General features: G+C 50.3%; 21 protein-coding genes and 1 tRNA gene. 11 read left to right on the top strand and 11 right to left on the bottom strand.

Annotation, left to right across the window (positions count from 1 at the left end; all coding sequences use genetic code 11):
• Positions 1–11 precede the first annotated feature (11 nt).
• From PJI16_16815 to PJI16_16795, 5 genes are all read left to right on the top strand, one after another.
• Positions 12–521, top strand: coding sequence for a hypothetical protein (locus PJI16_16815; GenBank protein ID MDT3779228.1), 510 nt, complete (start codon positions 12–14; stop codon positions 519–521).
• Between the two features lie 5 nt (positions 522–526).
• Positions 527–2038: a hypothetical protein gene (locus tag PJI16_16810; protein MDT3779227.1), complete on the top strand. Its 1512-nt coding sequence runs from the start codon at positions 527–529 to the stop codon at positions 2036–2038.
• Positions 2039–2183: 145 nt separating this feature from the next.
• A tRNA-Leu gene (locus tag PJI16_16805) sits at positions 2184–2270 on the top strand.
• Positions 2271–2396: 126 nt separating this feature from the next.
• The gene (locus PJI16_16800) at positions 2397–2702 is read left to right on the top strand and encodes a hypothetical protein (GenBank protein MDT3779226.1); all 306 of its coding nucleotides are present in this window, start codon (positions 2397–2399) and stop codon (positions 2700–2702) included.
• Positions 2703–2983: 281 nt separating this feature from the next.
• Complete coding sequence (locus PJI16_16795) at positions 2984–3163, top strand: hypothetical protein (protein ID MDT3779225.1); 180 nt, start codon at positions 2984–2986, stop codon at positions 3161–3163.
• Between the two features lie 193 nt (positions 3164–3356).
• On the opposite strand, the gene PJI16_16790 is transcribed toward PJI16_16795, so the two are convergent.
• The 5 genes from PJI16_16790 to PJI16_16770 all read right to left on the bottom strand — a co-directional run bounded on the left by PJI16_16790 (position 3357) and on the right by PJI16_16770 (position 8409).
• Positions 3357–5273 carry a Na+:solute symporter gene (locus PJI16_16790; protein MDT3779224.1) on the bottom strand — a complete coding sequence of 639 codons (1917 nt, stop codon included), beginning with the start codon at positions 5271–5273 and terminating at the stop codon, positions 3357–3359.
• 51 nt (positions 5274–5324) lie between these two features.
• Positions 5325–5738, bottom strand: coding sequence for a hypothetical protein (locus PJI16_16785; protein ID MDT3779223.1), 414 nt, complete (start codon positions 5736–5738; stop codon positions 5325–5327).
• Positions 5732–6229 (bottom strand): gamma-glutamylcyclotransferase, encoded by a 498-nt coding sequence (locus tag PJI16_16780; protein MDT3779222.1) that lies wholly within the window; start codon positions 6227–6229, stop codon positions 5732–5734. The genes PJI16_16785 and PJI16_16780 overlap by 7 nt, the downstream gene beginning before the upstream one ends.
• An 89-nt stretch (positions 6230–6318) precedes the next feature.
• Complete coding sequence (locus PJI16_16775) at positions 6319–7623, bottom strand: Npt1/Npt2 family nucleotide transporter (protein MDT3779221.1); 1305 nt, start codon at positions 7621–7623, stop codon at positions 6319–6321.
• A 174-nt stretch (positions 7624–7797) separates the two neighbouring features.
• Positions 7798–8409: a hypothetical protein gene (locus PJI16_16770; GenBank protein ID MDT3779220.1), complete on the bottom strand. Its 612-nt coding sequence runs from the start codon at positions 8407–8409 to the stop codon at positions 7798–7800.
• 496 nt (positions 8410–8905) lie between these two features.
• Between PJI16_16770 and PJI16_16765 the strand changes: the two genes are divergently transcribed.
• From PJI16_16765 to PJI16_16755, 3 genes are all read left to right on the top strand, one after another.
• A complete protein-coding gene (locus PJI16_16765; GenBank protein MDT3779219.1) occupies positions 8906–9502 on the top strand; it encodes a hypothetical protein in 597 nt (198 codons plus the stop codon).
• Positions 9489–10448 carry a hypothetical protein gene (locus tag PJI16_16760; protein MDT3779218.1) on the top strand — a complete coding sequence of 320 codons (960 nt, stop codon included), beginning with the start codon at positions 9489–9491 and terminating at the stop codon, positions 10446–10448. The genes PJI16_16765 and PJI16_16760 overlap by 14 nt, the downstream gene beginning before the upstream one ends.
• Positions 10449–10564: 116 nt before the next feature.
• Complete coding sequence (locus tag PJI16_16755) at positions 10565–10999, top strand: thiol-disulfide oxidoreductase DCC family protein (protein ID MDT3779217.1); 435 nt, start codon at positions 10565–10567, stop codon at positions 10997–10999.
• Here the strand turns inward: PJI16_16755 and PJI16_16750 are convergent.
• Entirely contained in the window at positions 10992–11888 is an 897-nt protein-coding gene (locus PJI16_16750; protein MDT3779216.1) for a metallophosphoesterase, read from the bottom strand. The genes PJI16_16755 and PJI16_16750 overlap by 8 nt on opposite strands.
• Positions 11889–12100: 212 nt before the next feature.
• Between PJI16_16750 and msrA the strand changes: the two genes are divergently transcribed.
• The gene (gene msrA, locus PJI16_16745; protein MDT3779215.1) at positions 12101–12667 is read left to right on the top strand and encodes a peptide-methionine (S)-S-oxide reductase MsrA; all 567 of its coding nucleotides are present in this window, start codon (positions 12101–12103) and stop codon (positions 12665–12667) included.
• A 35-nt stretch (positions 12668–12702) separates the two neighbouring features.
• On the opposite strand, the gene PJI16_16740 is transcribed toward msrA, so the two are convergent.
• Positions 12703–13143 carry a hypothetical protein gene (locus tag PJI16_16740; GenBank protein MDT3779214.1) on the bottom strand — a complete coding sequence of 147 codons (441 nt, stop codon included), beginning with the start codon at positions 13141–13143 and terminating at the stop codon, positions 12703–12705.
• Positions 13144–13277: 134 nt separating this feature from the next.
• Between PJI16_16740 and PJI16_16735 the strand changes: the two genes are divergently transcribed.
• Positions 13278–13595, top strand: a complete 318-nt coding sequence (locus PJI16_16735) for a hypothetical protein (GenBank protein MDT3779213.1) — start codon at positions 13278–13280, stop codon at positions 13593–13595.
• Between the two features lie 22 nt (positions 13596–13617).
• On the opposite strand, the gene PJI16_16730 is transcribed toward PJI16_16735, so the two are convergent.
• The 3 genes from PJI16_16730 to PJI16_16720 all read right to left on the bottom strand — a co-directional run bounded on the left by PJI16_16730 (position 13618) and on the right by PJI16_16720 (position 15861).
• Complete coding sequence (locus PJI16_16730; GenBank protein MDT3779212.1) at positions 13618–14151, bottom strand: CDP-archaeol synthase; 534 nt, start codon at positions 14149–14151, stop codon at positions 13618–13620.
• A gap of 56 nt (positions 14152–14207) precedes the next feature.
• Positions 14208–15029 (bottom strand): tRNA 2-thiocytidine(32) synthetase TtcA, encoded by an 822-nt coding sequence (ttcA, locus tag PJI16_16725; GenBank protein ID MDT3779211.1) that lies wholly within the window; start codon positions 15027–15029, stop codon positions 14208–14210.
• 241 nt (positions 15030–15270) lie between these two features.
• Entirely contained in the window at positions 15271–15861 is a 591-nt protein-coding gene (locus PJI16_16720; GenBank protein MDT3779210.1) for a hypothetical protein, read from the bottom strand.
• 323 nt (positions 15862–16184) lie between these two features.
• Between PJI16_16720 and PJI16_16715 the strand changes: the two genes are divergently transcribed.
• Positions 16185–16376 (top strand): DUF2892 domain-containing protein, encoded by a 192-nt coding sequence (locus tag PJI16_16715; GenBank protein MDT3779209.1) that lies wholly within the window; start codon positions 16185–16187, stop codon positions 16374–16376.
• Between the two features lie 143 nt (positions 16377–16519).
• Here PJI16_16715 and PJI16_16710 read toward each other — a convergent pair whose 3' ends face one another.
• Positions 16520–18337, bottom strand: a complete 1818-nt coding sequence (locus PJI16_16710; GenBank protein ID MDT3779208.1) for an OPT/YSL family transporter — start codon at positions 18335–18337, stop codon at positions 16520–16522.
• Positions 18338–18386: the final 49 nt, after the last annotated feature.

Below are 18386 nucleotides of genomic sequence, written 5' to 3'. Positions count from 1 at the left end.
AACGTAAGATTATGAATTGCTTTAACCCACGTCGGTTAAACATCAACAGTTTTTTCCATCTCCTTTCTTTCGCCCTATTGGTCATAAGCCTTATAGCCCATCCTGGGTTAACCATTGCCAAGGAAGGGCTCAAGGAAGGAGAAGGACCGGCACTCCAACCATTCTCGGACCTCAATCTTCGCTTTTCCAATCGTCCGCTTACCCCGCCTGACTCACTCATTATCCAAACCATTCCACTTACCGGACTCTCTGTCGCAAGACCCTTTGTCGCTCCGAACCCCCAAGCGGTGATTTTTGAAGATGATCAACGGCAACGCGTCGCCGTCCTCTCGACCGATAACTCCGGAGCACTCATACTCTATTTACTTGAAAACCTCCCTCTTGATCCGAAGCTGCCCGCCCTGTTTGAATGTGCACATAATCGGGACTGCGAGGGTGATCGAACACCTCTCACCGGAGGATTAGGTTGTCTCGCCCTCTGTATCAAGGATCTTTTGGAACTTGCCGCACTCAATCATTAATTCTCATGAAACTCTACGATCTTCTCACTCTATCCACATCCCAACTTAACCACGAACGGGAAGTCGCCATGAGCCTGGGGTTAGACTCGCCTCTGGCAATTTCCGAAGCCCGACATCTTCGCACCGTGGGATCTCTTCACCTCTATAGCTGTGATGTTCTCCCCAAGCCCAGATTCTTGCCAGACATCCCAGTGACATTGTTACCCGGCAATGACATGGAACCCACTGAAGGCTATCTCCTGGGATGGCAAAATGGTTCACTTCTACTCCAGACCTTCGATTACGTTGGCCAAACCCTCCACCATTGCACCCTGATTCCCGACACTTCGGGATTTCTCGAAACCGGGGCCGCACGCTTATCCGACATGGCCAGCAAGCCTGACTCCTTTACACTCGGACCTGCCGAACGGTTAGTACCCTGGCTGGACCCTGCCCCCCTCTCCAATCAAACGGCAGCAAGAGACAGCATCCCAACCACCGTGCTGACAACTATCTGGGGAGAGACGCGACAAACACGATGGATAAAGCTGACGACATTAATCGTTGACCAAATCCGCAAAAACAAGCGGATCCTCTTGGTCGCTCCGGATCATCACACAGTCGATGAATTAACAGGTGCAGTAGCCCACGCTTTAAAAATGGCGGCACTGCCTTACCGAAGTTTGCTCTGCCGCTATGAATTACCCCTGATGAAAGATGCGGCAGGAATGCTTCTTCAGGAATTTGGCTTTGAAGCACAGATGTCCTATTTTTTTTCCAAGGCCAACGCTAAAAAAATCTCGTTACGAAAAAAATATGACCGGTTCAGAGAACTGACTCCAATTCTGGCTTACAAACGCGACAAGCAAAAAGATCTGAACGAAGTAAAATTACTGGAATGGCGATTACTCACACAACTCAGTGACTGGCAAGGGAAAGTCAAAAATATCGACAAGATTCTGGGCGACTATGAGGCGCTTCCCATTTGGAAACGGATGGGTATGCAGGTGGCGGGTAAGAACATCGACACGTTGGCCGAATACCGGGTGATTTACCGAGGCAAAATTCTTGACCTCATGAAAGAAGTCGAAGTAGCTCAAAGACGAATAAAAGAATTGATTCCCGAAGCCACCGTTCCCAAAGACCTGCGACCGGAATACGATGAATTAAAGGAAGAAATCAAACGATTGGGCGGCACCAAAAAAATTCGGGAAATGTTGTCCGCTGGAGAAGGGACGAACCGACAAGCCTTCGCACAAAACAAACGTATCTTAACCTGCACTCCGGGCCGAATCCTCATCGACCCACTCTTTCGAAAAGTTCCCTATGACTTATTGATCATCGATGATGCCCCACGCATCCCCGCGCCTCTCTTACTTGCTGCCACCGGGACCATTCGTGAGCGAATCATTCTCAGTGGCGACACCTCTGACCTGTTACCAGGAGAACCTGGAACGCCATCTGCTCCTTACCGCTGGCCACAAGCCTTTTTGGAAACCCTTTTGGGCCCTTCGCCTCAACCCACCACCGTGGGGTAACTTCACGGAAAATTCCCTCATGTCTGTAAAGCTAATATGTCATGCTGGAAGAATGGCTCCGGTAGGATGGTTACAAAAAAACTGCAACAACAGAACAACGATAACTTGACCGCATTTCTCTAAAAGATGATAATCGCACTCACGTGCCGAAGTGGCGGAACTGGCAGACGCACTAGATTCAGGGTCTAGCGCCCTCCGGGGTGTGCGGGTTCAAATCCCGCCTTCGGCACCATCTTTCTTAATTTTTCATTTTATCCAAGCCTTTTACACATAATTTTTCATCATCACGCTACCTTGTACTTGAAAACTCAGTAGCATGGGAATAGTAGAAGAAAAGCATTCACACAGGAGGAACAGCATGAAAGCGGGAATCCTTTTAACAGTCTTCTGGTTGATTCTTTTCTCCGGATTAGCACTTGCCCAGGGTGATGAAAACATGGGACCGAAGTGTCAGAAATTAGCGCATGAATTTTCAGAAGATCCAAACTCCCTCAACGAAATGGAACTCACGCAATTACAGTTCTGTGTGACCCAAACCATTGAACAACGACAGAAAACCAATCCTCCAGACCTGCTTAGAGGGACCATTATTGAGCCCCCCATGTCTTCCAATCCCTCAGACCCGAAAACCCAGACTCCCTCCCAACCTTCAAATGTCCAATAATTAAAAAGACGTCCGGAATCCTTTTTCACAAGGACTTAAGAAGTTCCCATGGTAAAAGGGTAAAATTTTTACCTTCACCCCAACCACAACATTTCTTCCTTCGGGCTGTCAGTTGCATGAAATCATTCGCCATAGCTGGAGATCCCGTCCAGATGGGTGTCGTTATTCACCTGCAAACACAGGAACCATGTAGAAACTTTTGATACGCCTTTTGAGGAATGGAACACCCCTCTTCGCCCGCTTAATCTGGCAGATCACAAACAATAATCCGGGAGGTGGTCATGTGGATAGATGAAATGGATACTATTCAAACGTGGGTAAATGGGGAAGAAGTCATTCTCAAAAAATCCGGCCGAGAGTATTCCTACCGGCCGGCTAATGAAACCGGCGATTGGTTAAAGGGCCTTCCGGAAGGGATGGTGTGGGCCGATGCTCAAACCCTCTTTGACGATTCTCTGTAATCCTTCTACGCTTGGTTCAGCCTGAGGCCTTCCTCCTATTTCCCCCGGAACAGTCAAGCCGTCCAACCACCTCACCCGACATCGCTGAACATTCGAAAACGCTGTTGACCTTGAATTGAATTTCGCAAGGACAACTAGATCCTTAATTCATGTCTTTCGAAGCCAGACCTGTGGAGTCGTCATTCATCGATTTCTATTTCGCAGACGTCGCAGGTTCAGGGTGACGAAATCCAACGATAATCCAAATGGGAACTAAGAGGGTCCCGACCACCAAAAGTCCGGCAATCCAGGCTTCTCGCCAGGGCATCCATTCAGGGGCAGGACTTCCAACCAGCCATGTCCCGATACCGGTGAGCAAACAAAAAATGGACAAAGCTGTGAGCCCCATCGCCAGTATGGCTCGCCAAAATCGCCGGACCCCATCTTGCTGCTCAAACTGAACCCGACGTTCGATTGGCCCCCAAAATCCTGGAGGATGCGCGCGTCGATAAAAGTTCTCCAGGCGATCGAAATCTTCCGGCCCAGTCAACCAGGACACGGTTACCCCAATCACACCCGCTCCTATACCCATAATCAACAACCGCATTTCCTCTTGCTGGCCAGGAAGAGCCCACAATAACAGGGGCGCGATAAGAACAGAGGCGGCAATACAGGCTAATTCACCCCAGGCCGTGATACGCCACCAGATCCACCGAAGCACCAACACCACGCCCATTCCCGCCCCAAGCAACAAACTGATTTGCCAGGCAGTTTGAATAGATGACAGCCACGGAAGAATGCAAAGCGCAATCAAGAGAATCAGCAGATTACTCCCACGTGCGACCCAGACCAATGCACGTTGCGAAGGTGCGCGCTTGAGCCAACCCTCACAAATAAACCGACGATAAATATCATTAGTCCAAAAGGACGCTCCCCAATTCAAATGCGTATCGACCGTAGAGGCCAAGGCCGCCAACATCCCGACGACCATCAACCCTTTAATTCCGGGTGGTAACAATTCATGAATGCCTTGCACGAAGGTAAATTCACGATCCGCAATGAATTGGGGGCCGATGATTTCCAGAGATGGCGGAAACACCACAAGCAATCCCAAAGCCAAAGGCAACCAGATCAAACTCCGAAGAAGTACTTGAGCCACGGTAAACACCACGGCAGCGACCCGCGCATCGTGATCGCTGCGGCAAGCCATGGATCGTTGAGCCAAATACCCTGTCCCATCTGCGTTCATTTGCAAGAGCCATTGAAATCCATAGACCAACAACACCAGCATGGTCGCATCCCTGGCACCGAAGGGGGTAAAAGCCAGAATTTCATTCCCGCTCAGGGGATACCCAGACGAAAATTGATTTTGAATGTGTTGAGTTAAGGACGCCAAGCCACCCACGTGTTCCACCACCACCCAGGCAAATACACCGCTGGCAACGATCCCGATTCCCAATTGCACTATATCGGTGGCAACCACACTCCGTAGACCACCGGTGGTGGAATACAACACCGTCACAGATACAATAGCCCCGATCGATAAAAGGTTATTGGCGGAACGCACCCACACATTGTCCGCCTCCAACCCGCCTACGGTAAAGGGAACACCCCCCCATTTCACAATGGAAACCAACACGTCAAACAGACCGGAGGGAAGCCACTGGTCCCAGAGAAGGAAGGGTTCCGCGAGGCGAGTGGCCGCCAACAGCACCATGGCCAACACCGTACAATTGACGATGGTGCCGAAATAAATGGCTTTGATACCCCGAAGCGCGGATGCCGCCCCATGTCCATACCGCACTTCCGTCAGCTCGGCATCGGTGAGCACCCCGACCCGACGCCAACTGGGAGCCAAGAGAAACCCCATCAGGAGAAAGGCCAAGGCAAAAATCCACAAACGCCACAGCGCGAAAATACCGGCCGTAGCCACCAACCCGGTGACGAGCAATGGCGTGTCGGCGGCAAATTGCGTAGCCGCCATACTTAAGCCCGCTTTCCAACCGGAAAGACTGCGCCCCGCAAGAAAGTATTCTTCTAGATTTTGGGATGCAACCGCCCGTTCTCGAAACCCCGCTTGCAGGGCATAGAGAATAAAACCTGCAAGAATTGCCCAATCCCATCCAGTCATAATTTTCGGCTCATCCTGAGAGAGGGTTCTATCAAGAATGAGGAATTCGGGCTATTGAACAAGGTTCCCGAATTTCCAGCCCACCACCGGCAACATTAATCCACACACCACGAGAACAAACCCAAGCCCCAGCACACTCCATCCGACAAGCATGGCCCGCTCCCCTAACATGATCGGCCGTTTGGCCAGGAATCCCATCCCTGCTGGAGGCCACTGCTGCGTCACATGAATTCTTGATCCGATGTACATAACATACGCCCCCATTCCCACCGCCGGCATGCCCGCCAGCATGGTCCCAACCAGAAGCCACATCCCAATTTGATGCCCCGCCGCATCGATGGATGAGAGTTCCGGCTTAGTCACCTGGGAGAGATACTCCATCGTGAAATAGACCAGGGCCCCACCAAAAATGATCAACGTGACAAGCATCACCAGTAAGACCGGGCTCTTGGAAGGCTTCAGCATGCTTGAGAGTTCTGCGGAGGGTCTGTTAGTTTCCATAATGTTTGCTTGCGATTTTCCTGTAGGCCCTCGGATGTCATCGCTTCATAAAACAGGCGACAACGACTCACATATCCATCCAAGTGGACACTGCTGAACCAATCCATTTGCCACTGTTCTGAAGAAAGCAGATGTTGCTGGGCGACGGGTAAGACATAGGCATAAGCCCGTATTGTATGGCCATCTGACCGATAGACCTCAACTAATTCCCTCCGATAGATCGGGTCTTCAAATCGATCCAAGTGCTCCCAGGTTTGGTGACTTAGATTGGTATAGACACGACCCTGAGTCAGCGCCCCTTCCCGGGCAACCAATCCCGGATAAATACGGTCCGTAAAACGAAACTGCGCAAACCCCCGCGCTTCCGCCTTCGCCCAAGGCAACGCCAGGCCGGTCACCGCTTCCATCACCTCAGGAAATTGTAACGTCCCATAGGTAAACAAGGCATCACTCATCGCATGACTCCAATGAGTTTATCTCTGATGGCCGATCGTAAAAAGAGGTGGTCTTTCTCGCAGGGAAACATCAAACTCAATGACAATCCTCATTGTCGACGAATCGCTTCGTGTCGTCGTCCAAGCCATATACCAATGGCGACCCAAAGGCCCGCGATGGGCAGTGCGGCAAATGCCATGGCCGACAAGCTCATCCCCCAGCCATGGAAAATTGAGACAATCCCTGTCCCGGTCATATCGGCTCCGCGATGGACGACCGTATCAATCACGTTTTTCGCCTGGTATTTTTCCTCTCTGGGAACGACAGTAAAAAGAGTTTCTCGTGTCGGCTTGGTGATGGAAAATTCCCCTGCCCGCCGCAGGACACCAAACCCAATCAAGACCGGCAGGACTGTGACCAACCCAAACACCCCAAATCCAACGAATGATACCATGGGCATTACGGCCAACATGATCACGACACCAAACCGTGTCAACAACCATCCCGTTGCGAAAAACTGGAGGGTGAACGCTAGGACATTAATCCCTAGATCGACGGATGCGAACAATTGCATACGATCTTCGGAACTTGGCATGACTTGAGGAATTAATATGGTTTGCTGCGAATACAAAAATGTCGATAGAATGGAATAGCACATGAGATAGAGGGCAATGCCCTTTAAATAGGGCGAGCGAACAATGCGCAAGACCCCTATCCACAAACCGGGCGAAATGGCCTCAGGGTTCTTGATCGAAGAAAGATGTCGGTTGCCCAGATCAACTCCATGATGAGAGTGATACCATTTCAGCAATGCCAACATGCATCCTACCGCAATCAATAAAAACACCGCTGACACCAATAATAATCCCGAAACTCCAACTCCTTTTACCGCCATTGCCGTGATAAACGGGCCCGTCATGGCACCAAGGCTACCTCCTGCGGAAATACAGCCAAAGAGGCGACGGGCGGCGCCAGTGGGAAACACATCGGCCATAAAACTCCAAAACACCGACACAACGAATAAATTAAACACACTCAACCACACAAAAAAAATCGGCCCAAAGGATTGCAACCCGATTCCACTCTGCAAAGCCACAAAAAATATCAAAAGATTGAGGATAAAAAAGGCATACACCGTGGGCAATAAACGACGAATGGTGAAATGTCCCGCGACCCACCCAAATACGGGAATCACGGCTAACATCGTGACAAACACAACTGAAAACAACCACGGCAAATTATGGGCTCCGGAGAGCACTCCCATTTCATCGCGAACCGGCCGCAGGATGTAGTAAGCCGCCAACACACAAAAAAAATAGACAAAGGACCAGATGAGCGCAGGGAGTTCCTCGCGTTCAACCGGTACCACCCGGCTAATGAACCGATGAAGAAAATGTTTTAAAAATTCCGCCATTGAGATTCGTATTGGACACTATAACTGAGGGGCATGGATGGGTACATTAGGACGAATGCGTTCCTTAGGGACTTCAGATTTCGCACCTAAGGAAATGGGACTTAAAATGGAGAGGAACCGCAGAGGTTGCAATGATTGGGAGGTGAAGTCCCCAGGATTCAAAAAAACCAACGGTTAGAGTTGATGGGAAGGGGAGAAGGACAGGAGGTGAGTGATTTTAGGATGATCGCGAATGGCTTGCACATGCGCCAAAAGCTCCTCCCGGTCTTCGAGTCGATCAATTTGCCGATGAATGACGTATGCCACCGTATTTAACGCAGCGTGCAGCGTTTCAGATGATGCAGGAGATGGAGAAGAACCGAGGTGCCCTAACGAGCCGAAGGAAGGCTCAGAATCGGTGCTCGAACTGTCCGGCCATTCTTGCTGTGATGCCAGAAGGTAATGACGAGGCCGTTTGTGTAACTCAGCCAGCATGTGCTCAAGATCACTCAGGATAAGGTCAAGATCCTCTGCCTGACATTCACCAGACAACCCATGAGCATAAATATCCTCTCGGCTCCTGGAATCTAAATGAATGCGGTAGCGACCTCTGCTAAAAGCCCCCACAGACTCATCGATGAAAGCAAACTGCTGACATAGGACATCCCGTAAGGCATTTGACTGTGATGAGTCCATCCCATCTGAGCCGTTGTGGGATAGCCCTTGATGCTCCCAGGACATTGCCCTATACCGGAGAACTCCCTGTCGAAATTCTTCGAGACGATCAATGAACACACCTACCGTCATTGACTCTCACTCCTTACCAACTCTGCGATTTAAACTCACATGTGGAAGTTCTGGAGGCAAAGCCCCACTTGAATCCACAACTTCGGACCATCTGCCAACTTAATGGGAAGCACTACTTAAACTAGAGGAAACATTCCGACAGGAACAACTAGAGCAGATCACTGAGGACGCACCATCTTCCTGTGACGTTCAGGTCTTTAACATAGAAAAGGCCAACGGCACAAGTCAACCAAGGTACATGTCCAAATCTTCAAAAATTGAAGCATCTCCTTCATTCACTCTAAATTTAATATGAAATCGCCAACGAATCGACTGCCTTTTCCGCCCAATTCATGAATCGAAGGAACAACATTTTTCTCGCAACCTTCTCACTATTGAGTTCTCCCACTTATCATAAGATAATGGGCTTTCCCGTCACTTGTATCATTTGTACCTTCACCTCAAGGGGACAGACCCACATGAATTCCCCGGTCAACAACCCGCAAGGAAAGTTTGCATGAGCAAGCGGACCATTACCCTTATTCTTGTTGTGTACTTGATCACCATATGGGGGGCAGTCATATTTCGGATCGATTATTTTCCATTAACCTGGGTTCCCATGTATAGCGTGTACGAGCCCCGCGAAACCATATCAGTCAAGGTATGGGACAAAGACAAATATCGAAAAGGCCTCAAAGTTACTTCTCGGGACGGATCAACCGGCTACGTATCCTATAAGGATCTCAATATTCCCAAACCCAATTTTCGACGACTATATTATTCAAGAATGTTTGGCACCGCCCCCCCCAAACATAAACAGGGAAATATTGAATTGGGGACGATTAACCAATGGGTCCGCGGGTTAGAGGAAGATGAGCCCCGGTTTGAAGTTGATTGGGAATGGCGAATGTTTTGGACTCTCAACAAAACATTAGGACATGAACCGTCCGACCCTAAATTTATCATTCGAATAGAGGCCGACCATCAAAAGCGTGTGTACCGGAAGAAAGATTTACTACGGCAAGACCTTACCACCGTTCAAATTGACACGCGAGAAGCCTTGATCGAATGGCATGACGAATGGCTGCCAAGGTGGGAACATGGCATTCTGTAACCTCATCAGCCGTGGCTGGAATCAATTTTTCTTTAGAGGATTTTCTGGAGAAAGCCTTGGTCTGTTGCGGATGTATATTGGGTGCGGTTTACTGTTTTTCCACACCTATCAATTCGCCACGGTCCTGACTCTCAACCCCATCGGCTCCAGAAATTATTTCCTGGACCCCATTTGGTATTTTCATCTGCTTGGGATTCAATACCATATCCCTGCCCTGTCATTTATCGTCTATGCACTCCTCATGAGCGCCACGGTCAGTATGATCATGGGGAAATGGACCCGGACATCAATTTTAATCGTTATCCTCTGTATTTTTTACTTAAAGGGGGTGAGAGACAGCTTTAGCGGCGACGTTCATCATCGTTATATCATTCCGATGCAAATGCTTTTTCTATTTCTGCTTTCCAGGTGCGGAGAAGTCCATTCTCGTGACTCACTCCATGGCACACACCCTCCTCTCCAGGAATGGGAGGCCAGTTGGCCCATTAAAATGATGCAACTCTATGTCGCTCTGTTTTATTTTTGGAGTGTCATTGCCAAAGTGCGGGTCAGCGGATGGGAATGGTTTTCCGGCGAAGGCCGAATCCAGGAGGTGCTGATCAAACGCTCTGTCCGATGGGGCATGACAGGCGAAGGGGAACTTGTCAAAAATAGCTTAAGCTTCGAGCTGGCCCAACGCCCGGATCTGATTCAAATTTTCTCCCATCTGGTGCTCGCGTTCGAACTCGGGTTCCCATTGATCCTCTTCATCAAATCAGTCAAGCTGCGGGCCTTCTTTCTGTCCGGCGTCATTATTTTCCACATTTCCTCCTTTATCCTTATGGATGTCAATTTTTTGTTAATCCCGTTTGTCTATCTCATTTTTTTCGATCTTGTTCCTATCCATCAATGGCTCCAAATCCATGCGTGGCGACTTTTCAAACGTCGACCTTCCATGGCTGGTTAGGCGCTACCGCCTTAGAAAACCCGTATGGCTCTCATGTATTATAATGGAAGGGAAGTTATTGATTGCCGAACGACCAATACAGACAAAAGATCGATCAGAGAAAAAGGGCATGTTACGTGAAACAGGGATCTTCCTTACCATCACATGACTGGGGCAAGCACGAGAAAGTGATTGTCTTTGATGGGGTGTGTAATTTTTGCAATGCGTTTGTCAATTTTGTCCTCGAGCGGGATTCCCGAGGATTATTTAAATTCGGAACGCTTCAATCCCAACCGGCGCAGGACATTCTCACTTACCTTCATCTTTCGACCGAGGATTATGAAACCTTTTTACTGCTGGAACACGGGAAGGTCTTCACAAAATCCACTGCAGCTCTCAAAATTCTTCGCTGCCTACCTGGGGCTTGGCCTTGGCTGTATGGCTTCATCATCATCCCCCGGCCACTTCGCGATATGGTATACAGTTTCATCGCCCGGCACCGCTATCAATGGATGGGAAGATCCAACTCGTGCCGCGTACCTACTCCAAACGAACGGACCAGATTTATTTAATGGGACCTGATGGCCTTCCGGCGGCATCAGGTTCTATCGATTGGCCTCCTTCACCCTCACCGCCTCCTACCAACATTGATTGGGGAAACAATTTCTCAAGGTCGAAGCTCTCTTGAATACACGGAGCACCATATTCGGCAGATCCCGTAAGAACCCGCAGCTTTGGCCGCAGGTGAACGGTCCCCGCATGATGAGTGTGGCCGCACAAGACAGTGATTTGACAATCCGGCCGGTCTCGCGACACATTCAGCAACACCTCGCCAACTGCCTGACAGGCAAAATATGGTAGCCAATCATCGTTCCCCTTTTTTCCCTGATACCAGCAGGCTTCTTTAAATGGTGGGACATGCGTCAGGCAAATGACGCGCTGATATGATGACAAGGCCTCATCCAATCGATCCCGCAAATAGCAAGCCGCCTCATCGCCCAACGCATGGAGTTTGCGTAATACCCCCTCCCGATCTAAATCCTGAAAATCCGAGATCAACTCCTGATCACTGAGTCTGACCGGGGACAGATGATAGTTTCCATAGCGCCCGTCTCCCCATCCGTCATGCCCGACCAACGCCGTTGTCGGAGTCAATTCGACCAACTCCGATGTCGAAAGATAGGTGAGTCCTGGCTGGCTCTGACACCAGCATTTCAAATCATTTCGAATTTGGGAAATCGAACCATAGTAAAAATCATGATTCCCCAGGACGAAATACATCGGCACGTGAATGGCTCGACGCATTTCATGTATCAGATGGGTCAACGATGGAGCCTCAGCAATGTCTCCCGTCACAAACACGACGTCCGGCTGTTGAGCACGAATGGATGAAAAAAATGCGTCCCGTCCCTCGATACCCAGAAAATTCAAGTGGATGTCCGTGGCCCACACAACCCGCATATGACTTGCTCCTCTCCTCACCACTTAACAGACTAAAAGAAAATCGTCCAAGCCTATAAAGGGGCCGAACAAAAAGTAAAGCGAAGAATTTCACTCTTGCCTATTCACCAGTCCAACCAGCAGTGGCCCAAGAAACCAGGTCGTGATATAAACCTGAAACCATCCACTTCAATCGCACAACTTTAGCCTTTTTCATGAGCAAGGAGTAACGCATGTCTGACTCGGCCATAGCCTCATCAACAGGAAAAGAACTCGCCACATTGGGTGGCGGCTGCTTCTGGTGCCTCGAAGCCGTATTCGATCAAGTGAAGGGTGTCGAGTCCGTTGAATCCGGCTATATGGGCGGTAGTCGCCCCAATCCAACTTATGAAGCCGTCTGCGGCGGAAACACGGGACATGCCGAGGTGATACAAGTTACCTTTAATCCCGGCATCATCACCTATCGAGAACTCCTGGAAATCTTTTTTGGCATCCATGACCCCACCACCCTCAACCGACAAGGGAATGATGCGGGCACTCAATATCGCTCCGCCATTTTCACCCATTCCTCAGCACAAGAGGCGACCGCACACGAGGTCATTCGCACGCTGACGGAAGCCAGGTTGTTCGACGATCCCATTGTAACCCAGGTGGAACCCGCGTCATCCTTTTACATGGCCGAAGCCTACCACCAGGAATATTTTGTGCAGAACCCGTCACAACCTTACTGCGCCTATCTCATTAATCCCAAAGTGGCGAAGTTCCGGCAACGCTTTTCAGATAAGCTCAAACCCTCGTGAGCGCCTGGAGAGAAACGACGGTGTGGGCGTCCTGCTCAGCGACCAGAGAAGAAATGCGAAAGTGAGTCTCGGAGGCCACCCCACAGATCTGGCCGTAAGGTCACCTGATGGGCATACACGACAATTGGCCTTCCCGGAAAGCAAAAAGGTCGTCCGACCTTTTCCGTGACAACCGGTTCCGCAATCATCGAGCCTCCTGAGGGTATGCCCATTTTCTGGACCACTAACTGCACGCGGGGCTCGAGGACACACGTCTCGGGATTTGGTCCAATCGCATCACCATCGGAAGTCATCACCCGTACACGATGACGATCCGTGACAAAAACCACGTCCCCGACTTTGGCAGGCCCATCCGGCCCCATAGAGAAAAGAATTACCGGTACCATGAGGACAGCAAAAACCGCCAAACCGATCGACATAAGGGGGGCCCGGGAATTGGTCGAAGATTCTTCTTCCGATGAGGGATCCACATTCATCAGGACTCCACCATTTCACCGTGTTGGAGTTGTTGGCAAAATCCAGAGCGAAAACATTCTAACCGTATTCTCTCCCAAAAGGCCCGAGCAGGAGTTATGATGGGCTGGTGTGAGAACTTCGAGGAGGCTGTCCGATGACCTTTGAGGAATTACGAACCCGTTGGCCCTGGCGGCCCATTCGAAATTGTCCGGGGCGGCTTGTTCTCCCCAGGTTGGAGCCTCCCGTATCCTTCGAAATGCTACTCGGCATGCCATGTTCCCCTCAAGCCTTTTCCAGCCACCAGACCAAAGATCGAGTACTCGTCTGGCCGCTACAAGATGGTGGCCTTATTACCTACGAACAGCCGGATGGGCGCTTAATCCATACCCTCAACACGCCGGCCGGGTTTACCCGGAAAATTGACCAATTGGGGATTACCCTCCCCAAGACCAAAAATCTCTCCAAGGAATAAACTCTGCAACGGGAACACAAATTTAATGCGGATTTTTACGAATCCGGAATCTGTATAAAATCGGAGAAATAAACAATTCGAACACCATAAACGCACCTGCAGTGGCCATTATGCCAATAGGCGATAACGATAGGGGTCCCCATAGCCCTAACAGGGGAAATAGGCTCTCCGGAATTTGGTCTAAGCCCAAGGCCATCCCGCCTGAGACATAGCCCAATCGTCGCTTGATAAAGCTGGAGAAGCAATCGCCGGTCATCGCTAACCCCCCCGTCAGGAGGCCTATCTCCCATGGCATAGCCAGCACATCCGCCGCCAGAACCGTACCCACCAACGAGAAAGCCACACCTCGATAGGTTTTCGAGGGTCCCAACAACGGCTGCCCATCGAAGAAGGTCGCTCCCCCATCAAGAGGAGCAATCCAACGCCCTTTCATAAGCAGCCGACCGAAAATCGGGGCGGCATTGGCCGCCATAATTAACAAAAAAGCCTGGAGATAGACCATAATGATGCCCGGCAAAAACCGCACACCCAGGAGAAGCGAGGAAAGACACACCATGGAACAGGAACTGGCAGGTCGGTCATCATTCGCACGGGAACCACCGTCAGGCCCATCTACGGTTCGGGCTCGCGAAAAGCCTCGAAATCAAATAATCGACGATCGAGGAGATGACTGGGTATGACCTTGGACAAGGCCGCAAACACACTGTCACCCGAGCCGGGATACCGGGTATCCCATTCTTGAAGCAGGGCCTTCACTTCTTTGCGTTTCAAATTTTCCTGTGAACCGCATAGATCGCAGGGAATAATGGGAAAGTTTCTCATTTCCGCATAACGGGCCAGCTCGGATTCCTTCACATATGCCAATGGGCGGATCACCACATGTTGTCCGTCATCAGATTTCAGTTTCGGCGGCATGCTTTTGAGGGTTCCGTTGAATAACATGTTCAACAACAAGGTCTCCATCATATCGTTGCGATGATGGCCAAGAGCAATCTTGGTCGCCCCCAACCGTTCCGCCAATCCATACAGGATGCCACGACGCAACCGTGAACAAAGCGAGCAGGTCGTCTCGCCTTCTGGAATCAACCGTTTCACTACCGAATAGGTATCGCGTTCTTCAATATGAAACGGCACACCAAGCCTCGTGAGATAATCCGGAAGCACATCTTCAGGAAATCCCGGTTGTTTCTGATCCAAATTCACCGCAATCAGTTCATAGGACACCGGTGCACGAGACTGCATGGACATCAACACGTCCAACATCGCATAACTATCCTTCCCCCCGGAAAGGCACACCATGACCTTATCGCCTCCTTCAATCATGTTGAAATCGGCAACGGCCTGCCCTACCATTCGGCACAAACGGGTATGAAGCTTCTCGCTAGATCCGGTCAGATGGGACAAGGGTTGAATGGGTTGAATATCCTGCAACATAGCTTCGTCTCTACCCCTCCTTTCGGAAAAGATTTTTTCGTTATAATTCACAGGGATGTACAACACCCCCCTGCAATCGGCACGATTTCGCATTCTACCCTCCGAAACCGTAAAAGAGATAGACAGTCAGAGGGGGACCAACCCAACGGAATGGCGGGAAAGAACAGATGGAGACCGTGTCAGGCACCAGATTGGGGGCAAGACAGGGAAGTGGGACAGGCTGAAGAGGGACCAGAAATCGTCAGATCTTTCGTTTTGTTTTTCCCATCTTGGACGAGTGACCTGTTCCCCAAGCGGCAGTATCGACCAACGATAAGACTTGAGAGGCTAAACTGGCTTCACGACCATAAAAGCCCTTGGTATGAAAAGAGTCTTTCAAGCCTAAACAATCATAATCCAAATGATGACAAAGCTCATGAAGCAAGGTGCGCAGAAACGTGCGAAAAGCGACGACTTGATGCCGTTTGGCCGTGCGCATCCATACTTGGATTCTCGGAATCCGCCGTCCTTCCATGGGGTAATACAAACCATACAGTTCCATCCGGGGATTGGAAGGTCGGATATCCAACAATTCAAACCGAATGGGCCGAATATGAAGTTGGCTCGTTAATCTATTCAGAAGGCGTTGAGTCCATTTTTGGGTCCGCAAATGACTCTCGGCCTGTAAAGCCTCAAATATTTTTCGCACGACAGGCCGAACGACAGAAACATTGGGCAACTGAAAATCCGAGACCTTGTCGCTTGCCCGATAGATCCGCTTCGCCTTGGCGTTAAGCTGGTGGTAATAGCCGAATGGCATGTCTTGATCTCCATTCTGTTTAATGAATTTCATCGAGCACCCCAAGAGTAGCACCCCTTGATCCTGGCAGAAAAGACGGGAGATATACTGAGGTAAAACATTAAATTATGCTTTATTTTCAATGTATTGCCCAGTAATTGATCAATTTAAAAACAAGCAAAATAAGGTAGGTTTAAATACGTATTTTTCAAAAAAGTACCTGGAGTTAGACTTCTCTCCTATGTTCTTACATTCCAAGAAACATACATACAAAAAATGGGCAGTTTGGTAGCCACGGGAAAACAGGAAAAATCCTGTGTGGCAAGAAGGAATCCAGGGAGAGAATGAATGAACATCAACAAACAGGAGGAGTGAAGATGAAGCGAAAACGCCAACTCCATGACGGAATCGCCGGTGCGCTCATTACTGCAGGCGTCGCACTGGGGTACTACGTTAATCCTTTGTGGTTGTTAGTTCCGGGAATCCTTGGAGTCACACTGCTGCAAAGCGGGTTCACCGGATTTTGCCCAGTCTATTTCATTCTCGACAGAACCTGTCCCGAGGAATAGAAGCAGGTCAGATATCGGCGAAGGATGGTCAGATATGACGAGTGGTTTTTAGAGCCAAAGGGGAAACCGGCTTGGAATTTATGAAACCACAGCAAGGTGGCAACGACCTTCAAAAACCTCTGTGGCCATTTTTTTGAATCAGTTCAAAACAATATTTTAACAAGAACACTCGCCACACCTGCGAGGCTTTCACCAGCGACAAGCCCGGCGGCCAGCGCCATTAAAAATCGTTCCGCCCAGGTTTTCGCATACCTCATCAAAAAGGTTCCAAGAAGAGCACCGAGAAAAAGGGACAAAGAATTCCAGGCCGGTATGACAAACGCCAGTCCCATCGTCGAGGCGCTGGGGATCCATCGGCTGATGAATCGTGGGAGAGCCTGGTCGAGAACAACCATCCCCACGCCTAGCAGACCTGCAATGCCCATGGCCAACAGACTTCCCTGAGGAATAGCCTCACTACCGAGTTGAAAGACCTCCGCGACAGCCTTCCATGTGGCAACAGCAGGAGCCGGCCATTCAATGGTTAACAGCATGGATTGAGGATCAGGAATGAGCACCAGATACACCGCACTACCCACCAGAGAGCCGGTTAACACTCCAAAAATTTGCGCCAGGGCTTGAAATCGCGGCGACGCACCGAGGAGGAGACCGGTCTTTAAATCATGAAGGAGATCCGCGCACTGGCCAGCCGCTCCACCTGTGACATTGGCTGCCATCAAATTGGTCGTGACATTGCCAGGAATGAGGAAACCAAACGTGAGCTGTGTGACTTTCCCCATGGCACCGATTGGCGTAATCCCGGTTTCCCCTGAAACTCGTCCCGCCACAATGGCCAAGACAAAAGAGAGTAGGACCGCAAGGATCGCAATACCAATCGAAATATTGAATAACGTGATCTGAGTCAACACCCCAAACACCAAAGAGACACACAGTCCGATCACAAACCATTGACGTGGAATGACATGGGGATCATTCGGGGTTACAAGTGATGCCGGAGCTTTTCGAGAAAGTATGCCGCCCGTCAGCCCTGACCCCCAAGAGCAGGCAAAAGACGTGAGTGAGGCCATGACCATCAAGGTAACCCCCGGCCAAAGCAACCATTCCACCATGGGTCCGAACCAATAGCCGTCGGGCGCCAGACTTTCCGCAGGAATCCAGCCCTGCGTTAAGACCCAAGGACCAATGATGCCCCAGGCGAGGATCGCTCCAAGGAGTAGAGAGAGTCCGGCGCGAAGCCCGATAATGGCCCCAAAGCCCACCATCAGGAGCGAGGGATCGAGAACAAACCCAAGATTGGAAAGGGACACAGTGGATAACCCCGCCTTGTTGAGCGCTCCCTTAAGTGGAATGGCCAGGCCCGTGGCCATCTTGGGAATGGTCAGAATAGCTTCGTTGAAAATTTTTATGATCCCGGCGATCCCCCCAGCCGTGAGGAGAACTTTCACGCGAGCCAGGGCTTCCCCCCCTTTTCCATAGATTTCCCTGACGGTTTCCGCTGTGGCAACACCGGCGGGAAACGGCAATCGGTCACGAATAAGCATCTGTTGCCGGAGACCGACCGCGACCACAATGCCAACCAGACTGACGGAAAAGACCCATACAGAGAGGAGAGACCACGGTAATTGCTCCCCCGTCAGCATGGCCAAGGCGGGAATCGGGGCCACCAGCCCTGACGAGATAATGGATGCAGCCGAAGAGGCCGTGGTTTGATTGATATTATTTTCGAGCAAACCCCAGCGCTCAGTTTGGGCGGTGGTTTCGAATATTTTCCAAAACGCATAACTGAGCAAGGCTGCGGTGATGGACATATTAAATGTCCACCCAATCTTCAGTCCGCTATAGATATTGCAGGGGGTGAGGAGTACTCCTAAGACCATTCCCGTGGCAATAGCACGAATCGTCAACTGTGGATGGGTCGTGTCGGGTGGGGGAAAAGTAGGTGTGGGTAAAAGAGAGGGCATTAAGCTGACAGAGTAATGAGGAGTCAACCCGCAAGGGGGAATGTGTTCA

The organism is Nitrospira sp. MA-1 (assembly GCA_032139905.1).
GTDB lineage: Bacteria > Nitrospirota > Nitrospiria > Nitrospirales > UBA8639 > Nitrospira_E.
This window is presented reverse-complemented; position numbering and strand designations above follow the sequence as displayed.